The following is an 18648-nucleotide window of genomic DNA, read 5'->3' on the forward strand; positions in this document are numbered from 1 at the left end:
AACATCAGACTTATTCAGATGCTAACAATTTATTGTTTCTAAGTTTGTTCAAGTTTTTACCTTCATTCATGTCATTCCAGTTATAGCTTTACATAATAAGCAATTTGTGCAGCAAGGGTAGGTGAAATAAACAGGCTTAAGGTAATTGGAAAAATTTCATCATCTGGTTGACTTGGTTGATTTACTTATTTTTTTAAAGTGTTCAATGTATTGATCCACAATAGTATCCCAGGTATATACTTTTTCAATCTTGGTCATATTGTTTTTCAACATGAGTTGATGATTTTCGCTTGATTTATCTGTTTCTTTCAACACCTCCGCCACTTGGTTTGCCTCGTTAAAGTACAGTGCATCCTCACCAAGTATATACCGGTTAAAAGGATTATCATTGGCACAGATCAGGCTATTGGAAGCCATGGCCTCCAATAAAGAGGGATTTGTGCCGCCAACGGTATGCCCATGAAAATAGACGTTAGCGTAATACCTCACGTTATTTAGTTTATCGATATTATAAATTCCTCCAATAAAACGGATTTGGCTTACGTCTTTGAACTTATTCTTGAGGTACTCCCCATAGTGTGTCTCGTGTTTGCCAATTACCAGAAATGGCCGGTTCTGGTTTGCTAAAGCAACACCGTCCAAAATAATCTCAATGCTGTTTTCGGGTTCCAGGCGGGCAATGAGTAAATCATAGTTGTACTTTTCGATGTTATATTCCTGAAGGACAGATTCGTTAGGGTCAAGGAACAGATCGGCACCATAGGGAATAAAATCAGATTCTTTGTTATATTTTTCCTTTAAATAATCCTGAATTCCTATGGAATCAGAGATCAGGTGATCGCTATATTTTACACCCAGTTTTTCTGCCCAAAGCAAAAAGTTCCGAACCTTTGCAGAGTATTTGGTTCTTTTCCATTCCAGGCCATCCATGTTGGTGGTGACAATGGTGTTTTTGGGAAGCAAAAAGCCCCATACCGAGCTACTGGTATAGCCTAACTGTAATACGATATCAAACTTATGTTTTTTTAGGTTGAGGATGCAGTTTAGATCGTAGATGAACTGTCCGGCAGTACCCAATTTGTTTTCCGGATCATAACAATGTACAATCTTAACGCCATTCCATTCACTTTCCTGATAAGGATGGCTATGGCTATTGTACACCACAACCTCAAAGCCTTTTTTAACAAGCCCCAGAGCTAGGTATTCGGCACATTGCTCAAAGCCACCATAGTGATTAGGAATGCCCCTAGTACCTAATATTGCTAATTTCATTATCTTTTAGTTAATGTTAATATATTCTTTTATTCAATGCCCGTTTCACTTCAGATAGATATTTGCCCTTATCAACTATGGATGGCGTTAACCAAGCACCTTCACCGTATTCATTCCACGCATAAATCACCGCTATCTTTTCCTTGGTTGCAACCGGATTTATTGAAAGCCAATTTCGAATGGCAATAACTTGTCTATAAACAGACCCCGGACTGTAGCCAATGTATATTGGCGATAATAAATTGTTTTTATTTATATCTCCCCAAGGCCTTGGATCCCAATTTAAAGTTATCACCGGAATATATGGCAACACACTTGTTTTGTAACTATCCCACACCGCCGTGTCGGCGTTAGTAAGATTATCAATAGGTAATTTTTTTAGGGCACCTTTAAACCCAGCTGAGTGATTATTGTATGCAGTTAGTACATCAAACCCACATTTTTGAGCTAATATTCTATCAGCAACCCCACCACTTATACAAGCAGCACATGTTACACCAATTAACCCATTTTTCTCGGCTTTAGCCCTCAACTGGCTCAGTGCATTTTTCACGGCTTCAGCAGAACCAAATTCTTGAATCAATGTTCTAAAGTCAAAAATTGTAATTAATGGTTTAGAATCTACCTTAAGGTATTTAGGGTCCTTAAAATAGCTGATCCAGGCAGAAGTAACAAAGTCCCAATCTTTAGGTCCAATGATACTTCCTAAGTGGTTTGCCACTAAAAGATTAAACTGTAACCTACTGGAGTTAGGCGATGCAAGGTATAATCCAAGCGCTCTGTTCAATGGATTACTTTTTAGCTTAGTTGAGTCAGAATTACTATAATACCAACAGAAACTAAAAAATGAAATGCCAGCATTTGCCGCTTCATCTATTTGAGCTTTCATGATTTTAGGTGTACTGGTTACCCAACCCCACTTAGGCCGTCGCTCTGGAAAATTATCTTTTAAGCTTTTTGTGATATGATTGGTTTGCCCGGTCCAACCGTCAAAATAGTAGGCACCTAATTTTATGGGCGCTATCGGAAGGGCTGACACGGTATCATTTCCAAGTAGAAAAACAAGCGATAAGAGGCTCAGTAGAATTTTCAAAAACCTTTGAATAACCGAATGAATTAGTAGACCCATCTTTGTTAGATTAATTTATACTTATACTATTTTTTTCCTTCGCTATTTGTATTTAAACCCTCAATCCATTTCCAAGTCTCTGCCACTCCATCTTTAAGGTCAGTAAAGGTAAATTCACCAATCGTACGCTTTAACTTTGAAATATCTAGTATAAAATGGCTTACATCATACGATTTTTGAGGAGTATAATTTACTTTACTTATCTGGCCGGTAGCAGAATTTACTTCTTCGATTATATCATTTATAGATTTACCAGTCCCGCTTCCTAAATTAAAAACACCCTGCGCATTAACCTCTATTAATTTAGTTAAAATGGAAACAAAATCTTTAATATAAATATAATCCTTTGTAGCAGTACCGTCTCCAAAAACAGATAGCTCTTCACCCTGGCTTACTTTCCGTAAAAAAGTAGAAATTACGCCTTGGGCAATAAAATGACCTTGCCTAGGCCCATATGGATTTGACGGACGTACGATTAAGGAATCCAGGTTATATAACCTTTTATACAAATGGATATAGTGCTCAATTGAAGCTTTAACGATACCGTAAGAAGATATTGGGTTAAGCGGAACATCTTCACCGATTAAGCCTGATTCCGTATTACCATAAACTGCACCACCAGAAGAAAAATAAACTAATTTCTTGATCCCAAGTCTATTCATCAAATTCAAAATATTCAATGTTGGTATCAAGTTGTTATTTACATCAGCTATTTGATCTACATTTGAAGTGCTGGGTACAGAAGCGCTGGCTAAATGGAACACAATGTCGATCCCAAGCATTGCCTCATAGAGATCTGGTATATTGTCGAGTTTGGATAGCCTGTAGTCTACATTCGGCAGTGGATTTCTGAACCTTTCATAAGATATATCAAAGACCCGCACTTTATAGCCCCTTTCTATTAGATGGTCAATTAAATGTGATCCGATAAAACCATTTCCACCTATAATTAAAACATATTTATTCATGTTACTTACGCTTTAAGATATTCATTTGATATTACCTTCCCATAATTATCCATAGAAAAGTATTGCTCAGCCCTTTTATATCCATTTTCGCCAAAATCACGGATTTTTGCATTATGATTGATAAAGTCAAGGATTTTATCGGCAAGCGCGATCTCATCTTCAGGAGGAATAAGAAAACCTGTCTGATTGTCGATAACTGTTTCAATGGTACCACCAATTGCAGTAGCGATCAAAGGTTTTTTCATTGCCATTGCAGCTATTGTTACAGTTGCATTTGGCTCAGGCAAAGTCGAGGGAAGCACAAAAATATCCATTGCAGCGAGCCAGTCTTGAAAATTATTTTGAAAGCCCATAAACATCAATGCTGAAGATACAGGTAATGATGATATCAACTTTTCCAACTCTACCTGAAAATGCTCCTGTCCCTTAAATGTATCCCCGAGCATTAAAAACTTTACCTTTACTTGTGATTCTATTCTGTTAATGACATGAGGGATCGATTTCACAAAAACATTATGTCCTTTCCATCCATTTATTCTCCCGGCCATGCCTATCACAATCGTATCATCAGAAATTCCAAGTTTGTTCCTGATCTCTTTTGCATTATTATTTTCTGGATCATAAACCTTAAGATCTACACCATGGTATAACACTTCAAATTTATCTTCTCTCCCTTTATTGACCTTTAAGAAAAAAGTTCTTACGGCTTTGGATATGGTAAAAACTTTATTTGAAAAGATGCCCACCAACTTCCTAATCACATAACTTACAGGCCGGGGCTTCTCCACTAGTTCCATCACCTGCCATATATGTTTTTTTCGATGTAGCCTAGCCGCAAACCCTCCCATCCACACCGCCGAAGTGTTGGTATGTATTATACTAATGTTTTCATCTTTAATTATTTTGGAAATAAAAATATAGAACCTGAAATTCTGTATGATAAACTTGAAAATACCAATTGGTGAAAACATACTACGCCTAACTACCGGTAAGTCACATACCAGATAATCTATATTATTCTTTTGAAACTCCTGACATAAACTACCCTCGTAAGGCAATAATACAAGCGTATCAAATATGTTCTTGTCTAAGCCTTTTATTAAATTAAGTAGTACGTAGTCGCTTCCGTAGAGATCTGCACTGGCATGTAGGTAAAGAACTTTCTTTCTCATGTATTTAAATTTTATTTTTTTGAAGCGTATTGATGATAAATTTGAATTTGCAACTCTTGTATTTATTTGATCCCCAGCCTGATCTTATCAAGACGAAAAATTAACCTATTGATTCTATCCCGTTTCATCAAAGAAGTGAAATAGTGAAAGATGAATATCCCTGGAAACTTTTTGAAAATCTCTAAAGAACTTCGTTTTTCTACCTTCAGCGCATACAAAAAATTATATCTTTCTTTTGCTTTTAAAACCAGTGCTTTATGTATAGAATATTTTTTAGCCAAATAGTCTAAGACAGCAATTGAAGAGAAAACCATCTCGCCGGTATTGTTACTATAATTAGTTTGATGTAACCGGTATACAAATATTTTTTCCTTAATAAATTTGAAGTTTACATGATCAAGCCTGAAGATAATGTCCAGGTAGGCAGCCCAATCGTCAGCACCTTTAAACTTCGCAGATGCATCTATAAATGCATTGTTTTTATCAATAAAATCGCTATTAAATATAACTGTTCCCGGAGTGTAAATAGTAGTGGTTTGCATCAATATACTCTGTACCCTGAAATCAGGCGAGATGTAATAAATCGGAATTTCTTTCTGTTGCTCGTGATAAAGGAAAACTCCATTAATGATATGCAATGCAAAAGCAGGATCAAGGTGTTTTTCAAGTGTAGAAAAGTAGTTGTCTTGAACGTAATCATCCTGATCTATTATGGTGTAATAACTATATTGAGTCCTTTTGAGTCCTACATTTCTAGAGTTGGCTACTCCTAAATTTTCTGGATTGATGATTATTAATAGATTTTCGTTCGGATACCGCTTCGTGATTTCATCAGCTATTCTTTCAGCATCATCCATCGAATCAATAACTACCACCACCTCTTTTTTTAAAAGCTGCCTACTTTGTTTGTAAGACCGGAAGATTGAGTCTAAGCAATGGAAAATATACTTTTCACCCTTATAATAAGTTAAAACGATAGAGAGTCCGCTATTGATGTCCATTTTACTTATATTTTTTTAAGACTTCTCCTGTAGCTTCAAGATATTGACTTCCCCATTTTTCGCATGGTTCTAAATGATTCCCCTCTGCCCACTCATTCCAGGCATTGATGAAAATCAGATTTTCTTCCCCTCTCGGCTCAAACCTTTCACAAACATTTTCTAGCCAGTCTTGATAGAGTGCAGGGGTAGAGTGTGTTAGAATCGTTCCACCTTTTTCACGTCGCCTTACATAGTTGTCCCACATTGGCGTTACACACGGGAACAATCTAAAATCTTTCGGAAAAACAAACTTTTTATAAAAGTCTACAACTTCTTTATATTTTATAACCAAGAATCTGCTCCGCAGCGGTGCAAAAATGCCTAGCTTACGCATTAATTCAGAAAATATCGCACGTTTCCGTACAAAACTCATCTTGTTGGGTGTAAATTGAGCAGCCGCATCAAACCCCCACTTTTTCGGTTCAACACCGGCATCAAATCCCCAGAAAAAAACAGTATATACACCTGGATAACCGTATTTCTTTGCTTCGATCTGCCAGGTTTCTATCGTTTTGTTAATGTTAGGGAATAATGAGGGCCGGTAAATTACGAAGACTGGTTTACCGTCAATCTTTATATACCGATCATCAGAAAAAACATCTTCACATAAATATTTAATATGATCAATATCATCCTGCTCTGAATACTCTTGCTTAATTAAACTTTCATTAAACTTGCCATCCCAGTTCCTTGACCAATTTTCATTTGCCCAACATAAACAGAATGGAATATCAGGCCTTTTTGAACGCAAAAAGTTGTTAACGGGCATTTCTAACAGCCTTTTACCATTAAACCAATAATGATAAAAGCAAAAACCATGTATTCCATGATCTTGAGCCAATTTAGCCTGCTCTTCCATGATCTCCGGCAAACGTAAATCATAAAACCCCAGATCAGCCGGTAGGTGCGGCTGATACTGACCTTCAACTATCACCTTACCTTTAACTACATTACGCCACTCTGTAAACCCTTTTCCCCACCACTCGTCGTTTTCCGGTATTGGATGATATTGCGGTAGATATATTGCCAGTGCCCTTAAAATTTTCTCCATAAATGTTTATAATTTTACTATTACAAATGTCTAATTATCACCCTTAATTTTCTAGAATGTCAAGATATACGTGATGGATCAATTCAGCATTACTCTCTTCAGAAAATTCAATCTTCGCCTTATTCATAGCCGAAACAAGCTCATCTGAAAAACTTTCTATTCCCATTTTAGTTAAATCCAGCATCAGGTTTGCCAGCTCCCCGACAGAATCAAAAAGCAAACCTGTTCCTATTAAATCAATTATTTCCTTTGTTCCTCCTGTGTTTTTGCCAATTACCAAACAACCATTAAACATTGCCTCAGCAGTAATTCTTCCAAATGCCTCGTTTAACGATGGTACAATCAGCGCTGTTGCCGATTGCATCAATTGATCTACATCATTGCGATGCCCAAGAAATGTTACACGGTCTCCAATTCCCTTCTCATTAAGAAAGTCAATAAGTGCAAGCTTATAGGATGGTAAAGTACTATCACCTGCTATTAATAAATTATGCGACTTATTTTCCTGACAAAAAACGCTAAAGGCTTCCAGTAAGATTTGTATTCCCTTATTTTGACTTAGATGCCCCACAAAAAGAAAATATTCAGATTTTGACGGACTATATTTTGCTGCCGAACCTTTCATAATCCCATTGTAGATTACCGTAGAAGGGGGCTTCAACTCAAAGTGTTCATAAATTGCCCGACTGATCGCTATTGGGTGATTATTTTTGTGATTCAGCATTCTAAGAAAACCTTTTTTATTATACCAGGTTTTCATGTTAAAGTCTAGGTCCTGAAATTCGCGCAAATGCCAAACATGAGGGATATTAAGTTTATTTGCCACTTCGTGCCCTAACAATAATGGACCAACATTAGTATGTATGATATCTATACGTTCAGACTGAACAATTTTAAATATCTTCCTCTTTGCAACCAAATTTCTAAATTTTGATCTCAGAATTCTAGGTAAATACAATAATTTATCTCTAAAATTATCATTATTTGGAAACACAGGCATATAATATTCAATTATATAGCTTTGTACGCCTATTTTGTCCAACTCAATTTTCAGAGTCATGTCCTCATAAGGAGATAATAACACAATTGGCTTAGCCCCTTTAGATTGAAGCCCAACTAACATATGATAGAGAGACCTATTTGCCCCAGTAAAAAAAGAAGATATATGAGTTATATAAAGTACGTTCATTTAATTCTTGTTAAGAAACAATATCAAGTAAATAAATTCATAAATCTTAACCATATGGTTGATCGGATCTAACAAATTACTTTATAAATAATTTTTATTTTTCTTTCCCAAATAACTCATCCCACTAACAAAGGGTATGATCCAACTTTCCCACCATGGATATGATCTTTGTAAAAATGCAATTGCGATCAACACTAAAAAAAACAAATTATACTTTCTAGAATTATAAAGGATAGTTGCAGTAGATTGATAGTAAAATAAAGCAAAGACTAGTAATGAAAAAAGACCGTATCTAATTAAAAAAATTTTCCATCCAGCACCTAAGTTTTCATCTTTGATATAATTCTGAGGCATTCCAATCCATATATCTCCGTTATTTATAATTCTATCTAAGTATTCATCTGCATTTGTCGTAGCACGATTATTTCCTGCGATACCTTTTTCCTGATCATATTCCATTCTAGCAATAATTAATGTATTCAGGAGGTTATTACCATTATTGTAATATTTACCCGCCAGATATAGTGAGCCAAATATTAAAATCACATAAAATATAAATCTGTAGACAGATCTACTCTTTATCAGGATACTTAAAAAATAACCTATTGCTACCAAAATATAACCGGCCAAAGAAAGAGTGAAAATCTCAATTAGAATCATAACCCAGACCTCCCATCTCTTGAAATTAAATCTAATTGCGAATAATAAGAATGCTATAATCATCCCGAGATGGCCAGGCTCTAAGAAAATAGAATTAAATCTGATGTCGTAAAATTGACCTTTTATAAAAAAAACGTAATTTGTGTATACGTATTCATCCCAGCTAGGATGTTCGATTTGTCCGAGGTTTGGTAAAGAAAAAAAGAAAGATAGTAAAAATAATATCAGTGAGACTATAAGAAAATAGGATAACAATTTTACAATTAAATCTAATGTTTGCGTTTTGAATTCTCTTGTTGTTGTTAGGAAAACAATTATGGGGATTGTATTCAACATCTCCGTTAAATTATTACCATAACCCAAGGAAATAATTGAGGCGACATACAATAGGATAATTTTTAAATGCTTTCTGATTTCTAGTTCTCTGTCATAAACGAGAAAGTAGAAAATACTTATTAAAGCAGAAAAAATAAATAATGACTTGCTAATATCCCAAGTAAACCACGCATTTAGCGATCGCAAGAAAGCCAATAATAATACTACTTGATATAATCGCTTAATAAATAATTTACCCATCAGAATCTCTTTTTAAGACATTTTTTTTAACAAAAAGTATAATCAAACTCTTTTCATTTTCATCTAGCATTCCGTAAAAGAATACGACGAGTATTGATAATGATGAGGAAACAGTGGTCACTAAAAATGATGTAAATCCAGTTGTAGTCAAAAAGTGGCTTACAAGTATTGGAAGTATTGATGCGATAATTGACAATATGATCGCACGATAAAAAACCGTATTCAGATATAAACGAACAGGAAATTCAATTAATTTTGATAAAATATTTAACCTCATGAACATAGCCAAAAAATATATTGCTATCATCACGTAAAATGGACTCTCAGGCGAACCACCGAGTTTTAAAATCACATAAGAAATTGGCAAAATAGCTAACGTTACAACCCCTATACTAAGCTGATAAGATTTTATAGTACCGGTAGCCCTAACAGCCTGACTTAATGGACCTTCAAAAACATTGATTAAGGTAAACAAAAGAACCAATTGCGTAAAAACTATCATATGATTATCAACCTTATTTCCCAACCATAATTCCAAAATAAATCGAGCTTGAAGTGCAATAGGAAGAGATAGAATTAGCAATAAAGCATAACCAATCTTAGTAGAAGACATTATTAGACTGCGTTGCCTAGCTAAATCATTTTCGGCATAAGATTTCACAATCTGTGGATTGACAGCATTGAACAAATTAGTAACAAATGCAGAAACTGCTGAATTAACTTGATATGCTATACCTCTTGCAGTATTTATTACAGGGCCAAAAAAGATATTTAATAACAAATTTAATCCTTGATTGTTAAAGACAGTCGTTGTTGCCCCAAATAAGCTCCAACCAGAGTAGCCTGCTATTTCTTTAAACAATTTTGAATCCCAGGCAAATTTGAACTTTGACTCTGCAAATCGATAATAACAAAACAAAACGTATGTCAGCGTAATGACGAAAGTTACTAAGAAAGTTAAAAGGCCATAAAGCTTTAATTTATCATACGTAAAGTAAACCAATACAAAAACGACAAATAATTTCAAGCTGACTTCGACGATACCTACATAAGCGTAAAATCTCATTTTTTCATGTGCCATAATCAGCGCATTGTAAGGTATTGCAAACATAGTTAGAATGAAAGAAAATATCGAAAACTGATATACCCATTTGGCAGCTTCGAATCTATTAGAAGGTAGGTTAACGTAATTGTCCAAAAACCAAATTCCCACTGACTCTGCAAGTATAAATACAATTAAAGCGATTAGCCCATATATCATCAATGATGTGCTAAATACTTTTTTCAAGTTTTCAACATTATTTCGCCCTATTTCAAAAGCAAAAAATCTTTGAGACGCGGATGCCATCGTATTGCTTAGGAAAGCGAGCATAGTTACTACACTACCCACGACATTATTTATCCCGTAATCCACAACTCCAAGCGTTCTAAGAACAACTCTAACAGTATAAAGAGAAATTATCAGCGTAAGTAGCATCCTTATATATAGTAAAATCGTATTTGCTGCGATTTTTTTATTACTACTTTCTTTCATTTATTTAGGGGACATTAAAAAAACGTTAAACAACGATCTATGAGGGTGGCAAAATAAAATTGAATATTGGAGCAGAGATCAGATACTCAATTTTATTTTTTAACAAGCCTATTTCCAAAATTTGAATCTTGAAAAACTATTCTTATTACTTTCTTCTTGTATACCATAACTGCCATAGCCATAACCATAGCCGTAACCATACCCATACCCATAACCATAACCATTCTTTGCATCAATGTCATTTACTACAATTCCTAAAGATGGCATTTTATTATTTTTACTTAAATCCTCTATAATATTTATCTGTTCCTTATGAGTATAATTTTGTCTCACCAGATAAATAGACATATCAGAATAGTTAGCGATAAGCTGTGCGTCTGTAACAATACCAATAGGAGGTGCATCAATTATTATATAATCAAATTTCTCTCTTAACTCGTCAATTAAGAGCTTAGTCCTTGAACTTAATAACAATTCAGCTGGATTTGGAGGGATTGGTCCAGAACTAATGATATATAGATTTTTGTTTAGCCCCAAAGGCCTAACTATTGAGTCAAGTCCTAAGTTCGTATCAATAATATAATTTGTGAATCCCAAAGAATTATCAATATTTAACTTTGTTGATAAACCAGGTTTTCTTAGGTCTAACTCCATAAGTAGCACCCGTTTATTTGACAATGCTAGTATATTTCCAAGATTTATGGCAACAAAAGATTTCCCTTCACCAGACATGCTGGACGTTAATAAGATTATTTTATCATTAGGTGTCTTTTGCATAAAAGATAAATTAGTCCTCAAAGCTCGAAACTGTTCTGAAACTGAAGATCTAGAAGCATTTGCAACAATAAGGTTATCTTGATTATCATTGTGGCTGATTTCTCCGATTATTGGAATATCTGTTATACTTTTGATATCTTCTTTAGTCTGAACTTTCGTATTCAATAACTCTTTAAGATACAATAAGCCTACTGGTATTAGAAGTCCAACAAAACAACCTATAATTAAAGATATTGCTTTTTTAGGACTTAAAGGTTTAACGTCAGCCTTTGGAGGATCTATAGTTTTAGACGTTGCTATATTTGAGGTCTTTGATATCGCTGTTTCTTCTGCCTTTTGCATTAAAAAGATATACAACTCTTGTTTGATTTGCTGTTGCCTTGCCAGATTCAAATAATTACGTTCAATTTTTGGTACATCCTTCACCTGGTTTTCTGCCTGCTGCATTTGTGCTTTGATCTTTCTTTTGGTAATCAGAAAACCATCCAATGTCGTAGCTAAGTTTGATTCGATATCTGCACGGGCATTTTGTATTTCCTTATCGATTAAGATAATACTTGGATTATTTTCTGTAACGCCAATCAGTCTTCTTGCCCGTTCCAAGGTCAGTTCGTTATACTTAGTTACCGCTGCACTAAATACTAAATCTGCAGGAATAAGCGAACTTGGCAAAACCCGTTTATTTTTGTCATTATCCTTCAAATAAGACTGAAGACTTTCCATAATGCTTATCTGGGTTTCTACCTGCGCCAATTGTTTAACATAATCAGCTGTCACTTGCACCAATTGCTTAGATTGTTCGGACATATCGGCCAAACTATTGCGCTGCTTAAAACCCTGTATATTCCCTTCCAAATCTCCTAGTTCATTCCCAATATAGGCAAGCCGGTTTTGGATAAATTTAACGGTACTATCAGCTACCTGATTTTTATCTTGAATATTCGCATAAACGTATTTTTCAATAAGCTTAGATAGTATATCTTCTCCTCTTTTAGGTATAGAATTAGTTATTGATAAATCTATTATAGTAACAAGTTTGTTGGCAACATCCACTTTCAAAACATCACTTAATTCTGCAACTGCCGCATCAACCGAGCTTACTCCAATTTTGTATTTTCCTCCTAGATTGATAACTCCAGAACCCCTTATCAATTCTACTTGTCCTATGTCAGGAAATTTAAAAACTCTATTAAATGCAACGACGGAGTCAAAATATTTACTTTTCAAATGCACCTTATTATTTGTAAGTACTTCCGCTTCAATAGTTGTATTTTTGATCGTATCTTGTGCTTTTAAGATTTTGAAAGTCAAAGGAGATTTATATAATGGCCGTGTTTTGAAAGAATTTATAGAATAATAATTGATATTTAAATTCATATCCTTTACAACCTGCTCTAACAACAATCTGGTCTTTAGAATTTCAGCTTCATTATCTACGGTACTTTTAGTTCCTAAAAGTCCTCCAAGCTCACCGAGCATATCAGCCCCGCCTAATACTCCTCCACCTTTCTTTTCATCATTAACCAAAACTTTGGCTGATATGCTATAGACAGGGGTCTTATATATATAATAGAGATAAGAAAGTAGGATACATGCAATCAAAGAGAAACCTATCCAATGCCAATTCGCTAAAAGCCTTGCAATAAATTTTTTAGTGTCTATTGATGAGGTTTGTTTCATTGCCTCTTCAGAATTATTATTCATTTATTAATTAATTAAAGGCGTGTAAAAAGTACTACTAAAACGGAAAGAAGTGATCCAACTAAAGCGTATGTTTGAGTTCGTGCTTGATTTAGCGAAGCTGCTTTACCTTTATTTGGCTCCACATAAAGTACATCATTTTGCTTTAAATAATAATAAGGACTGTTGAATATCTCTTTAGAGTTTAAGTCAAGCCTTGCAAACTCTTTCTTTCCACCATTATCACGGATCAGCGTAACATTTTCCCGCTTCCCAAAAATGGTCAGGTCACCGGCCAGGCCCAGGGCATCCAATACACTTACTTTCTCATTTGGAACCACGTATGATGCAGGCCTATTGACTTCGCCTAAAACCGTTACCTTGAAATTTGCAAAACGCACCTGTACATTAGGATTGGTATAGACAATGGCTGCCTTTTCTTTAATCAACTCCCTGGCTTGAAAGGTGGTTAATCCGAGTACTTTTACTTTTCCCACAACCGATAAATCAATCTCCCCATTTTTATCCACTAAAAAACCTGAAGTTGGCGGAGTGGCACCTAATGACGCAACTGACCCCACATTGGTACTGATGGCCTGGCTAGCCGCCTGGTTTACCACCATATTGGTTGTCGGATCGATCGTGAAAATTGATATGGATAAGATATCATCCGGCTGAATAACGGGGTCAGTAAACTTAGCCGTGTTGGCCAGTTCAGATTGCCCTAACGCACTGATATCCTGAAAGTAAGCCACATTTTTGGTACTTACACAAGATGTTAAAAATACGATGGATATCAAAAAGCATAATTTAGCAAACCTCGCTTTACATATTGGCATTTTCATAGGCTACTGAGAACGTTTTTAAGACTGATGAATTGTGTTTGTTGGATGGCCAAACTTAACATTTTAAAAAGTGAAAACATATACGTCTGTGCTATATTTATATTAAATTTAAAAAACTATTATTTTCAAAGGGATATTTTCCCAATTTATCAAATAAATAGCCGTTTTCTACATGATACTTTAATGCATTGTAGTGTTTTTGATGATGTAAATCCGTTCCGGCTAACCTGTACAGCTTATTTTTAAGCAGGTATTCGGAGGTGATTTTTACTTCCCGGCCGTAGTAGCCTGTTACGGAGAGCAGATTCAATTGTAACAGAACCCCCATATCATGAAAACGATGGAACCTTTCCTGATCCTTATGATAAAAATTATACCTTTCCGGATGGGCCAGAATAACCGTGTACCCTTTAATCTGAAGATTAAAAATTACCTGCTCAATGTTCGGTGTTTCATTCAGATAAGACATCTCCACGAGAATATGCCTATTGGGCAAAGACATCATTACGTCCCTGATTTCGAAATTTTCATCCAACATATACTCTGCGGCTGCCGAGATACTGACATTTAAATTGGCTTTATGTAGCGCTACTTTGGTTAAATCCAAAGCGCTATTGATTGTTTCAGGGGTATTGGGATATAGTTCTTTAAAGATGTGGGGCGTACAGATAAAGCGATCAATACCCAATTCATAAAGCTTGGTAAGCAACGCTATTGACTCCTCAACATCCGGTGATCCGTCATCAATTCCCGGCAAAAGATGAGAATGTATATCTACACCCAACCACTTCAAATCTTTTACGATAGGTTTTTTATTTTTGAAAAAGCTGAACATCAATTAAGCTGGAAATATGCAAATGATAATTATCCGGAACAAATCCGCCGCAAGTTAACAGTTTTTTTGCATAAAAATTTTAACCTGTCTCTTTTTTAATTATTTCGTAACGGGAATGATTAAAATTCGCATTTATTAATCAAAATAACTGGTGTGATATAGCCAAAATTTAAGTAATACGAACGAATGTTAAAAAATATCAACTTGATTTTAGTGATTAACATGTATAAGACGCATGAATTAGACTTCATGATGGCAGCTACTGAAAATGATACCCACCCCTGCTGCCTATTAATGCAGCGCTTTTGCGATCATCACCTTCAGGTGGCAAACCGTTATGCGGTGGCAATTTTGGTGCTGGTAGGGTCTGGTGTGGCCATCTGGTGGGTAGGTTTGAAATCAACAGGAGGCAGCTTGTTAAAACCGATGATGGAAATGGGTATTTAGGTTTGATGTTCTAAAAAAAACTAGTCTTTTACCGGGAAAAAACGCCTGGTGAATTTTTTTTTTTTACAGTCACTCAGGCTACGTTAAGGCCTACTATCGGCCACCAGCTAAATTGTTTTATTTGCCTAAAAAGAGCGTTTTCTTTGCCAGGCTAAAATTTTGATTGCGCTATTCCCATGCGGAAAAGCGCTATTACTTAGGGCATTGTGCGATAGTTGATATACGATTTGAAATAAGTTGTCGTTATACTGGGCATAAGGTGTAATTATACTACTAAAATAATTACTAATTAAATTTACGCATAATGGAAAAATTAACGCCGGTTGTTATTTCATCTCTGATGATGCAGGTATTGACCGCAATGCATAGCTGTATGGGTGATGCAGGGCAGAACGGCCTTCAAGGGGTGGCCTGCATGATTTTTAACCTGGGGTTTATTTGCCCCAGCCGGGGCCACCCCTAACATCGGGGAAATTATTCCCCACAATTCATGATCCTTACCTACCTGTTAATCAACGTCAATATTATTGGGAATGTTAAACAGCTTTTGGCGCAGTTTGACGCTAAAATGTTAAGATTAACGCAAATTTTCTAACCAATTTTAGTCGCTTCAGCCCCATGGGTTAACCGCCAAAATAACGGCACAGAAACATTTTCCAAATATGGTTGTGTGATGCCTTTTAGCGTTACACAATATGGTTTTGTTTTTAAACGCTATGCCCTATGAATAACCTCGATGCACTTGTACAGATTTTGTATAACATTTACCTCGTACTCAACAAAGAAGAGTTAAAATTTACCTTTATTGATCTCTTTGGCGATCCTGAAAAGCAGTTAACCCGCCAGCAGGTGAAAGATTACCTTAACATCAGCGAAAGTACCTACAAACGTAAAGTGAAAGATGGTACATTAAAACCCATCAAACTGCCGGGCGGCGATCGGTTTTACCTGAAAGATCTGCTGGGTGCCTACCTGGAAAGCCAGCGCAAAGGCCGGATCTGATTACCCTTTCTTTACCTGTTGTTTACCCTTTCCTGGTACCAGCCTTACCCCAGGCTTACCCCCTGGTTACCTATTGCTTACCTATTCTTTACCCATTGTTTACCTTTTAGGTAACCAATGGTTTTTTTTACGGTAAACTTTTACCGTCCATCCACCCATGTGGCATCAGGGCAGGCCGCTGGGGTGTACCTGCTCTTTTGCCCAAAATCCCAAACCTGATCGGGCTCATTTCAGCTCATTACTGCTTGTAATTGGCTCAATTTGGCCCAATTGAGTCCAAAATGAGGTACCCTTGCCTTGAAGCTGCTAGGTTTGATCATGGATTTAAACATACCGGTATCACAGAAATCCGATTAGTTAACATTTTTTCACTTAAAACAAAAATTATGGCAACGTATTCAAAAGGCGCCAATGGCGCATTCTCCGGCAAGGTAGGCAGTGTAATCGGCAGCAACTGGCGCAGTGTAGATTACCTAAGGGGACTGCCTAAAAAAAGCAGTAAAACCAGTACTGAAGCTCAATTGGCGCAGCGGACTAAATTTACCCTCGCCGCCCAGTACCTAAGTCCGATCAAGGATATTTTAAATATCGGCTTTAAGGATAAACAGCTGAACAAGATTACCGGTTACAATGCCGCGGTAAAAATTTTCTTAAACCAGGCGGTTACCGGCAACTATCCGGATTTTGAGATCGATTTCTCGAAAGTGGTGATCAGCAAGGGTTCGCTGTCGGTAATGCATGGCCTGAGCGCAAGCCTGCAGGGATCGGACTTATTGCTCAATTGGCAGCGCATTTTAAACCGCTATAATGCATTTGACGATGATGTGCTGACGGTTGTACTGTTCAACACAACCAAGAACATGTATATGGTGTATGACGAAGCGCAGCGTGCCGCACTTACTTACACGGCGGTAATAGGCACCCACTTTAGCGGCGATATTTTTCACGCCTGGGCTTTCGCGGTAAACCGTGATGCTTCCGGTGTAGCAAACAGCCAATACCTGGGCACCTATACCATTCCTTAATCCAATGATCAACCAGCCCAAACCAAGCCATGCTAAAGGTTTGGGCTATTTCAACAGAAAAGATATGAAAACATTAAAACTGGCTTTAACGGCGCTGCTGCCGAAAAAGCAAATCCTTGAAAAACTGATGCTGGCCATTATTTTAGTACTGGGCTGGCATACCTTCCCTAAAGTATTAAAAACCATTGAGCCTACTGCTGCGCTGCTTGATGCGGGTATCTGGCAGCTGATTTTGCTCACGCTGCTCTGTTATGTAGGCCTGTTGCAGCTATCGTGGTGGCTTTTATACCGTTTTTGGCAAAACCTAGGCCTGCATCAATTAACAGATATGGTTTCACTATTTAAACAGTTAACATCATGGCAACAGTTAAGTTTTTTCTGGGCATCGTTTGCTTTGCTCTTGCTGGCCGCTATAGCCTGCCTGGCCGCAATAGTATAAGTTTAAGGCAAAACCCTGCGTTGGCCAATGAGCAAAGGCTGCTGCAGGTGGCTAAAAAGGAGCTGGGCGTGCGCGAACGTACGGGCAACAATGATGGCCCAGGGATTGCAGCATACCTCGGTTATGTACATGTACCTGAGGGCAATGCCTGGTGTGCGGCTTTTGTGAGCTGGGTTTTTGGCCAGGCGGGTTACCCTGCGCCACGTACTGCCTGGAGTCCGGCTTTATTCCCGCTAAATAAGCGCACCAAAGAGATCAGGCCGGCAGTGGTGTTCGGTATTTACTTTAGCCATTTAAAGCGCATCGCCCATTGCGGCCTGGTTGAACGGCAGGAAGGTGATTGGATGATTACCATTGAGGGGAATACGAACCCGGCAGGAAGCCGGGAAGGAGACGGGGTGTACCGTAAACGCAGGCATTTAAAAGCCATGAAATACTTTGCGAACTGGACAGGCAGGAAAGGAGCGGATGATGAAAACTAAGTTGAACCTGTTCATGGCTTGTGGCCTGATACTTTCGGCATGTAGCACTTTAAAAAACAAAAAGACATCGGCTACGCAAGCACTTCAAAGCTATAGCCACCAGCAGGAAAACATGAAGCAGCTAAGCTGGGCGAAAAGCAATACCCTTTTGGTAGATACCAGCAACAGCGAATATGTGGTGCAAATTACCCCACTGGGGAAATTTCTCTACAGTGCCGAAAAAGGTTTTGAGGGCATGGCTGAAAGGGTAGTGCTAAGCGGAAAAGCCGATAAAAGACAGCACCTGCGGCAGGAGCAACAAACAGGCGATCAGCTGGCACAGCAAAAGGGCGGTGTGAAAAGTACCGCTTTGGAAACGAAGGTACAGCACACCGCAAAAACGGGTAAAGGCCTGCCAACATATCTTTGGATTGGACTGGGGCTTACCTTTTGCCTGACTTTAGGCTACCGGTTAATGAAAAAAGATGATTGACCTGAATATTAACACGCTCCCTTTGAGCCACAGAGGGAGCGTTTACAACATTT

19 protein-coding genes are annotated in these 18648 nt (G+C 37.1%); 7 read left to right on the forward strand and 12 right to left on the reverse strand.

Features of this window, described 5'->3' with window-relative positions:
- Nucleotides 1-159: 159 nt before the first annotated feature.
- From PGN18_RS09330 to PGN18_RS09385, 12 genes are all read right to left on the reverse strand, one after another.
- Nucleotides 160-1272: a DUF1972 domain-containing protein gene (locus PGN18_RS09330; RefSeq protein ID WP_335319191.1), complete on the reverse strand. Its 1113-nt coding sequence runs from the start codon at nt 1270-1272 to the stop codon at nt 160-162.
- Nucleotides 1273-1288: 16 nt separating this feature from the next.
- Nucleotides 1289-2401, reverse strand: coding sequence for a glycoside hydrolase family 99-like domain-containing protein (locus PGN18_RS09335; protein WP_335319192.1), 1113 nt, complete (start codon nt 2399-2401; stop codon nt 1289-1291).
- A 26-nt stretch (nt 2402-2427) separates the two neighbouring features.
- On the reverse strand, nt 2428-3369 hold the full coding sequence (locus PGN18_RS09340) for an NAD-dependent epimerase/dehydratase family protein (protein WP_335319193.1): 942 nt from the start codon (nt 3367-3369) through the stop codon (nt 2428-2430).
- Nucleotides 3370-3374: 5 nt separating this feature from the next.
- Nucleotides 3375-4541, reverse strand: a complete 1167-nt coding sequence (locus PGN18_RS09345) for a glycosyltransferase (RefSeq protein WP_335319194.1) — start codon at nt 4539-4541, stop codon at nt 3375-3377.
- A gap of 62 nt (nt 4542-4603) precedes the next feature.
- Entirely contained in the window at nt 4604-5542 is a 939-nt protein-coding gene (locus PGN18_RS09350; protein WP_335319195.1) for a glycosyltransferase family 2 protein, read from the reverse strand.
- 1 nt (nt 5543) lies between these two features.
- Complete coding sequence (locus PGN18_RS09355; RefSeq protein ID WP_335319196.1) at nt 5544-6632, reverse strand: glycoside hydrolase family 99-like domain-containing protein; 1089 nt, start codon at nt 6630-6632, stop codon at nt 5544-5546.
- Between the two features lie 43 nt (nt 6633-6675).
- Nucleotides 6676-7821: a glycosyltransferase family 4 protein gene (locus PGN18_RS09360; protein ID WP_335319197.1), complete on the reverse strand. Its 1146-nt coding sequence runs from the start codon at nt 7819-7821 to the stop codon at nt 6676-6678.
- Nucleotides 7822-7902: 81 nt separating this feature from the next.
- Complete coding sequence (locus PGN18_RS09365) at nt 7903-9057, reverse strand: hypothetical protein (RefSeq protein ID WP_335319198.1); 1155 nt, start codon at nt 9055-9057, stop codon at nt 7903-7905.
- On the reverse strand, nt 9050-10591 hold the full coding sequence (locus PGN18_RS09370; RefSeq protein WP_335319199.1) for a lipopolysaccharide biosynthesis protein: 1542 nt from the start codon (nt 10589-10591) through the stop codon (nt 9050-9052). The genes PGN18_RS09365 and PGN18_RS09370 overlap by 8 nt, the downstream gene beginning before the upstream one ends.
- 108 nt (nt 10592-10699) lie before the next feature.
- Nucleotides 10700-13072: a GumC family protein gene (locus tag PGN18_RS09375; RefSeq protein ID WP_335319200.1), complete on the reverse strand. Its 2373-nt coding sequence runs from the start codon at nt 13070-13072 to the stop codon at nt 10700-10702.
- An 11-nt stretch (nt 13073-13083) separates the two neighbouring features.
- Nucleotides 13084-13893: a polysaccharide biosynthesis/export family protein gene (locus tag PGN18_RS09380; RefSeq protein WP_335319201.1), complete on the reverse strand. Its 810-nt coding sequence runs from the start codon at nt 13891-13893 to the stop codon at nt 13084-13086.
- Between the two features lie 97 nt (nt 13894-13990).
- Entirely contained in the window at nt 13991-14728 is a 738-nt protein-coding gene (locus PGN18_RS09385; RefSeq protein ID WP_335319202.1) for a tyrosine-protein phosphatase, read from the reverse strand.
- 186 nt (nt 14729-14914) lie between these two features.
- On the opposite strand from PGN18_RS09385, the gene PGN18_RS09390 reads away from it, so the two are divergent.
- The 7 genes from PGN18_RS09390 (at nt 14915) to PGN18_RS09420 (ending at nt 18595) form a co-directional block, all read left to right on the forward strand.
- A complete protein-coding gene (locus PGN18_RS09390; RefSeq protein ID WP_335319203.1) occupies nt 14915-15175 on the forward strand; it encodes a hypothetical protein in 261 nt (86 codons plus the stop codon).
- 304 nt (nt 15176-15479) lie between these two features.
- Nucleotides 15480-15638 carry a hypothetical protein gene (locus PGN18_RS09395; RefSeq protein WP_335319204.1) on the forward strand — a complete coding sequence of 53 codons (159 nt, stop codon included), beginning with the start codon at nt 15480-15482 and terminating at the stop codon, nt 15636-15638.
- Nucleotides 15639-15898: 260 nt separating this feature from the next.
- Nucleotides 15899-16177, forward strand: a complete 279-nt coding sequence (locus PGN18_RS09400; protein WP_335319205.1) for a helix-turn-helix domain-containing protein — start codon at nt 15899-15901, stop codon at nt 16175-16177.
- Nucleotides 16178-16563: 386 nt separating this feature from the next.
- Nucleotides 16564-17202, forward strand: coding sequence for a DUF6266 family protein (locus tag PGN18_RS09405; protein WP_335319206.1), 639 nt, complete (start codon nt 16564-16566; stop codon nt 17200-17202).
- Nucleotides 17203-17266: 64 nt separating this feature from the next.
- A complete protein-coding gene (locus PGN18_RS09410) occupies nt 17267-17641 on the forward strand; it encodes a hypothetical protein (RefSeq protein WP_335319207.1) in 375 nt (124 codons plus the stop codon).
- Entirely contained in the window at nt 17560-18123 is a 564-nt protein-coding gene (locus tag PGN18_RS09415; RefSeq protein WP_335319208.1) for a peptidoglycan-binding protein, read from the forward strand. Before PGN18_RS09410 ends, PGN18_RS09415 begins: the two co-directional genes overlap by 82 nt.
- Nucleotides 18110-18595 carry a hypothetical protein gene (locus PGN18_RS09420; RefSeq protein ID WP_335319210.1) on the forward strand — a complete coding sequence of 162 codons (486 nt, stop codon included), beginning with the start codon at nt 18110-18112 and terminating at the stop codon, nt 18593-18595. The genes PGN18_RS09415 and PGN18_RS09420 overlap by 14 nt, the downstream gene beginning before the upstream one ends.
- Nucleotides 18596-18648: the final 53 nt, after the last annotated feature.

The organism is Pedobacter terrae (assembly GCF_036946585.1).
Classification (GTDB): domain Bacteria; phylum Bacteroidota; class Bacteroidia; order Sphingobacteriales; family Sphingobacteriaceae; genus Pedobacter; species Pedobacter terrae_C.

Excerpts from the sequence above, each read along its gene's own strand:
- PGN18_RS09330 (WP_335319191.1), bottom strand. The coding sequence starts at position 1,272 with ATGAAATTAGCAATATTAGGTACTAGGGGCATTCCTAATCACTATGGT.
- PGN18_RS09335 (WP_335319192.1), bottom strand. The coding sequence starts at position 2,401 with ATGGGTCTACTAATTCATTCGGTTATTCAAAGGTTTTTGAAAATTCTA.
- PGN18_RS09340 (WP_335319193.1), bottom strand. The coding sequence starts at position 3,369 with ATGAATAAATATGTTTTAATTATAGGTGGAAATGGTTTTATCGGATCA.
- PGN18_RS09345 (WP_335319194.1), bottom strand. The coding sequence starts at position 4,541 with ATGAGAAAGAAAGTTCTTTACCTACATGCCAGTGCAGATCTCTACGGA.
- PGN18_RS09350 (WP_335319195.1), bottom strand. The coding sequence starts at position 5,542 with ATGGACATCAATAGCGGACTCTCTATCGTTTTAACTTATTATAAGGGT.
- PGN18_RS09355 (WP_335319196.1), bottom strand. The coding sequence starts at position 6,632 with ATGGAGAAAATTTTAAGGGCACTGGCAATATATCTACCGCAATATCAT.
- PGN18_RS09360 (WP_335319197.1), bottom strand. The coding sequence starts at position 7,821 with ATGAACGTACTTTATATAACTCATATATCTTCTTTTTTTACTGGGGCA.
- PGN18_RS09365 (WP_335319198.1), bottom strand. The coding sequence starts at position 9,057 with ATGGGTAAATTATTTATTAAGCGATTATATCAAGTAGTATTATTATTG.
- PGN18_RS09370 (WP_335319199.1), bottom strand. The coding sequence starts at position 10,591 with ATGAAAGAAAGTAGTAATAAAAAAATCGCAGCAAATACGATTTTACTA.
- PGN18_RS09375 (WP_335319200.1), bottom strand. The coding sequence starts at position 13,072 with ATGAATAATAATTCTGAAGAGGCAATGAAACAAACCTCATCAATAGAC.
- PGN18_RS09380 (WP_335319201.1), bottom strand. The coding sequence starts at position 13,893 with ATGAAAATGCCAATATGTAAAGCGAGGTTTGCTAAATTATGCTTTTTG.
- PGN18_RS09385 (WP_335319202.1), bottom strand. The coding sequence starts at position 14,728 with ATGTTCAGCTTTTTCAAAAATAAAAAACCTATCGTAAAAGATTTGAAG.
- PGN18_RS09390 (WP_335319203.1), top strand. The coding sequence starts at position 14,915 with ATGTTAAAAAATATCAACTTGATTTTAGTGATTAACATGTATAAGACG.
- PGN18_RS09395 (WP_335319204.1), top strand. The coding sequence starts at position 15,480 with ATGGAAAAATTAACGCCGGTTGTTATTTCATCTCTGATGATGCAGGTA.
- PGN18_RS09400 (WP_335319205.1), top strand. The coding sequence starts at position 15,899 with ATGAATAACCTCGATGCACTTGTACAGATTTTGTATAACATTTACCTC.
- PGN18_RS09405 (WP_335319206.1), top strand. The coding sequence starts at position 16,564 with ATGGCAACGTATTCAAAAGGCGCCAATGGCGCATTCTCCGGCAAGGTA.
- PGN18_RS09410 (WP_335319207.1), top strand. The coding sequence starts at position 17,267 with ATGAAAACATTAAAACTGGCTTTAACGGCGCTGCTGCCGAAAAAGCAA.
- PGN18_RS09415 (WP_335319208.1), top strand. The coding sequence starts at position 17,560 with ATGGCAACAGTTAAGTTTTTTCTGGGCATCGTTTGCTTTGCTCTTGCT.
- PGN18_RS09420 (WP_335319210.1), top strand. The coding sequence starts at position 18,110 with ATGATGAAAACTAAGTTGAACCTGTTCATGGCTTGTGGCCTGATACTT.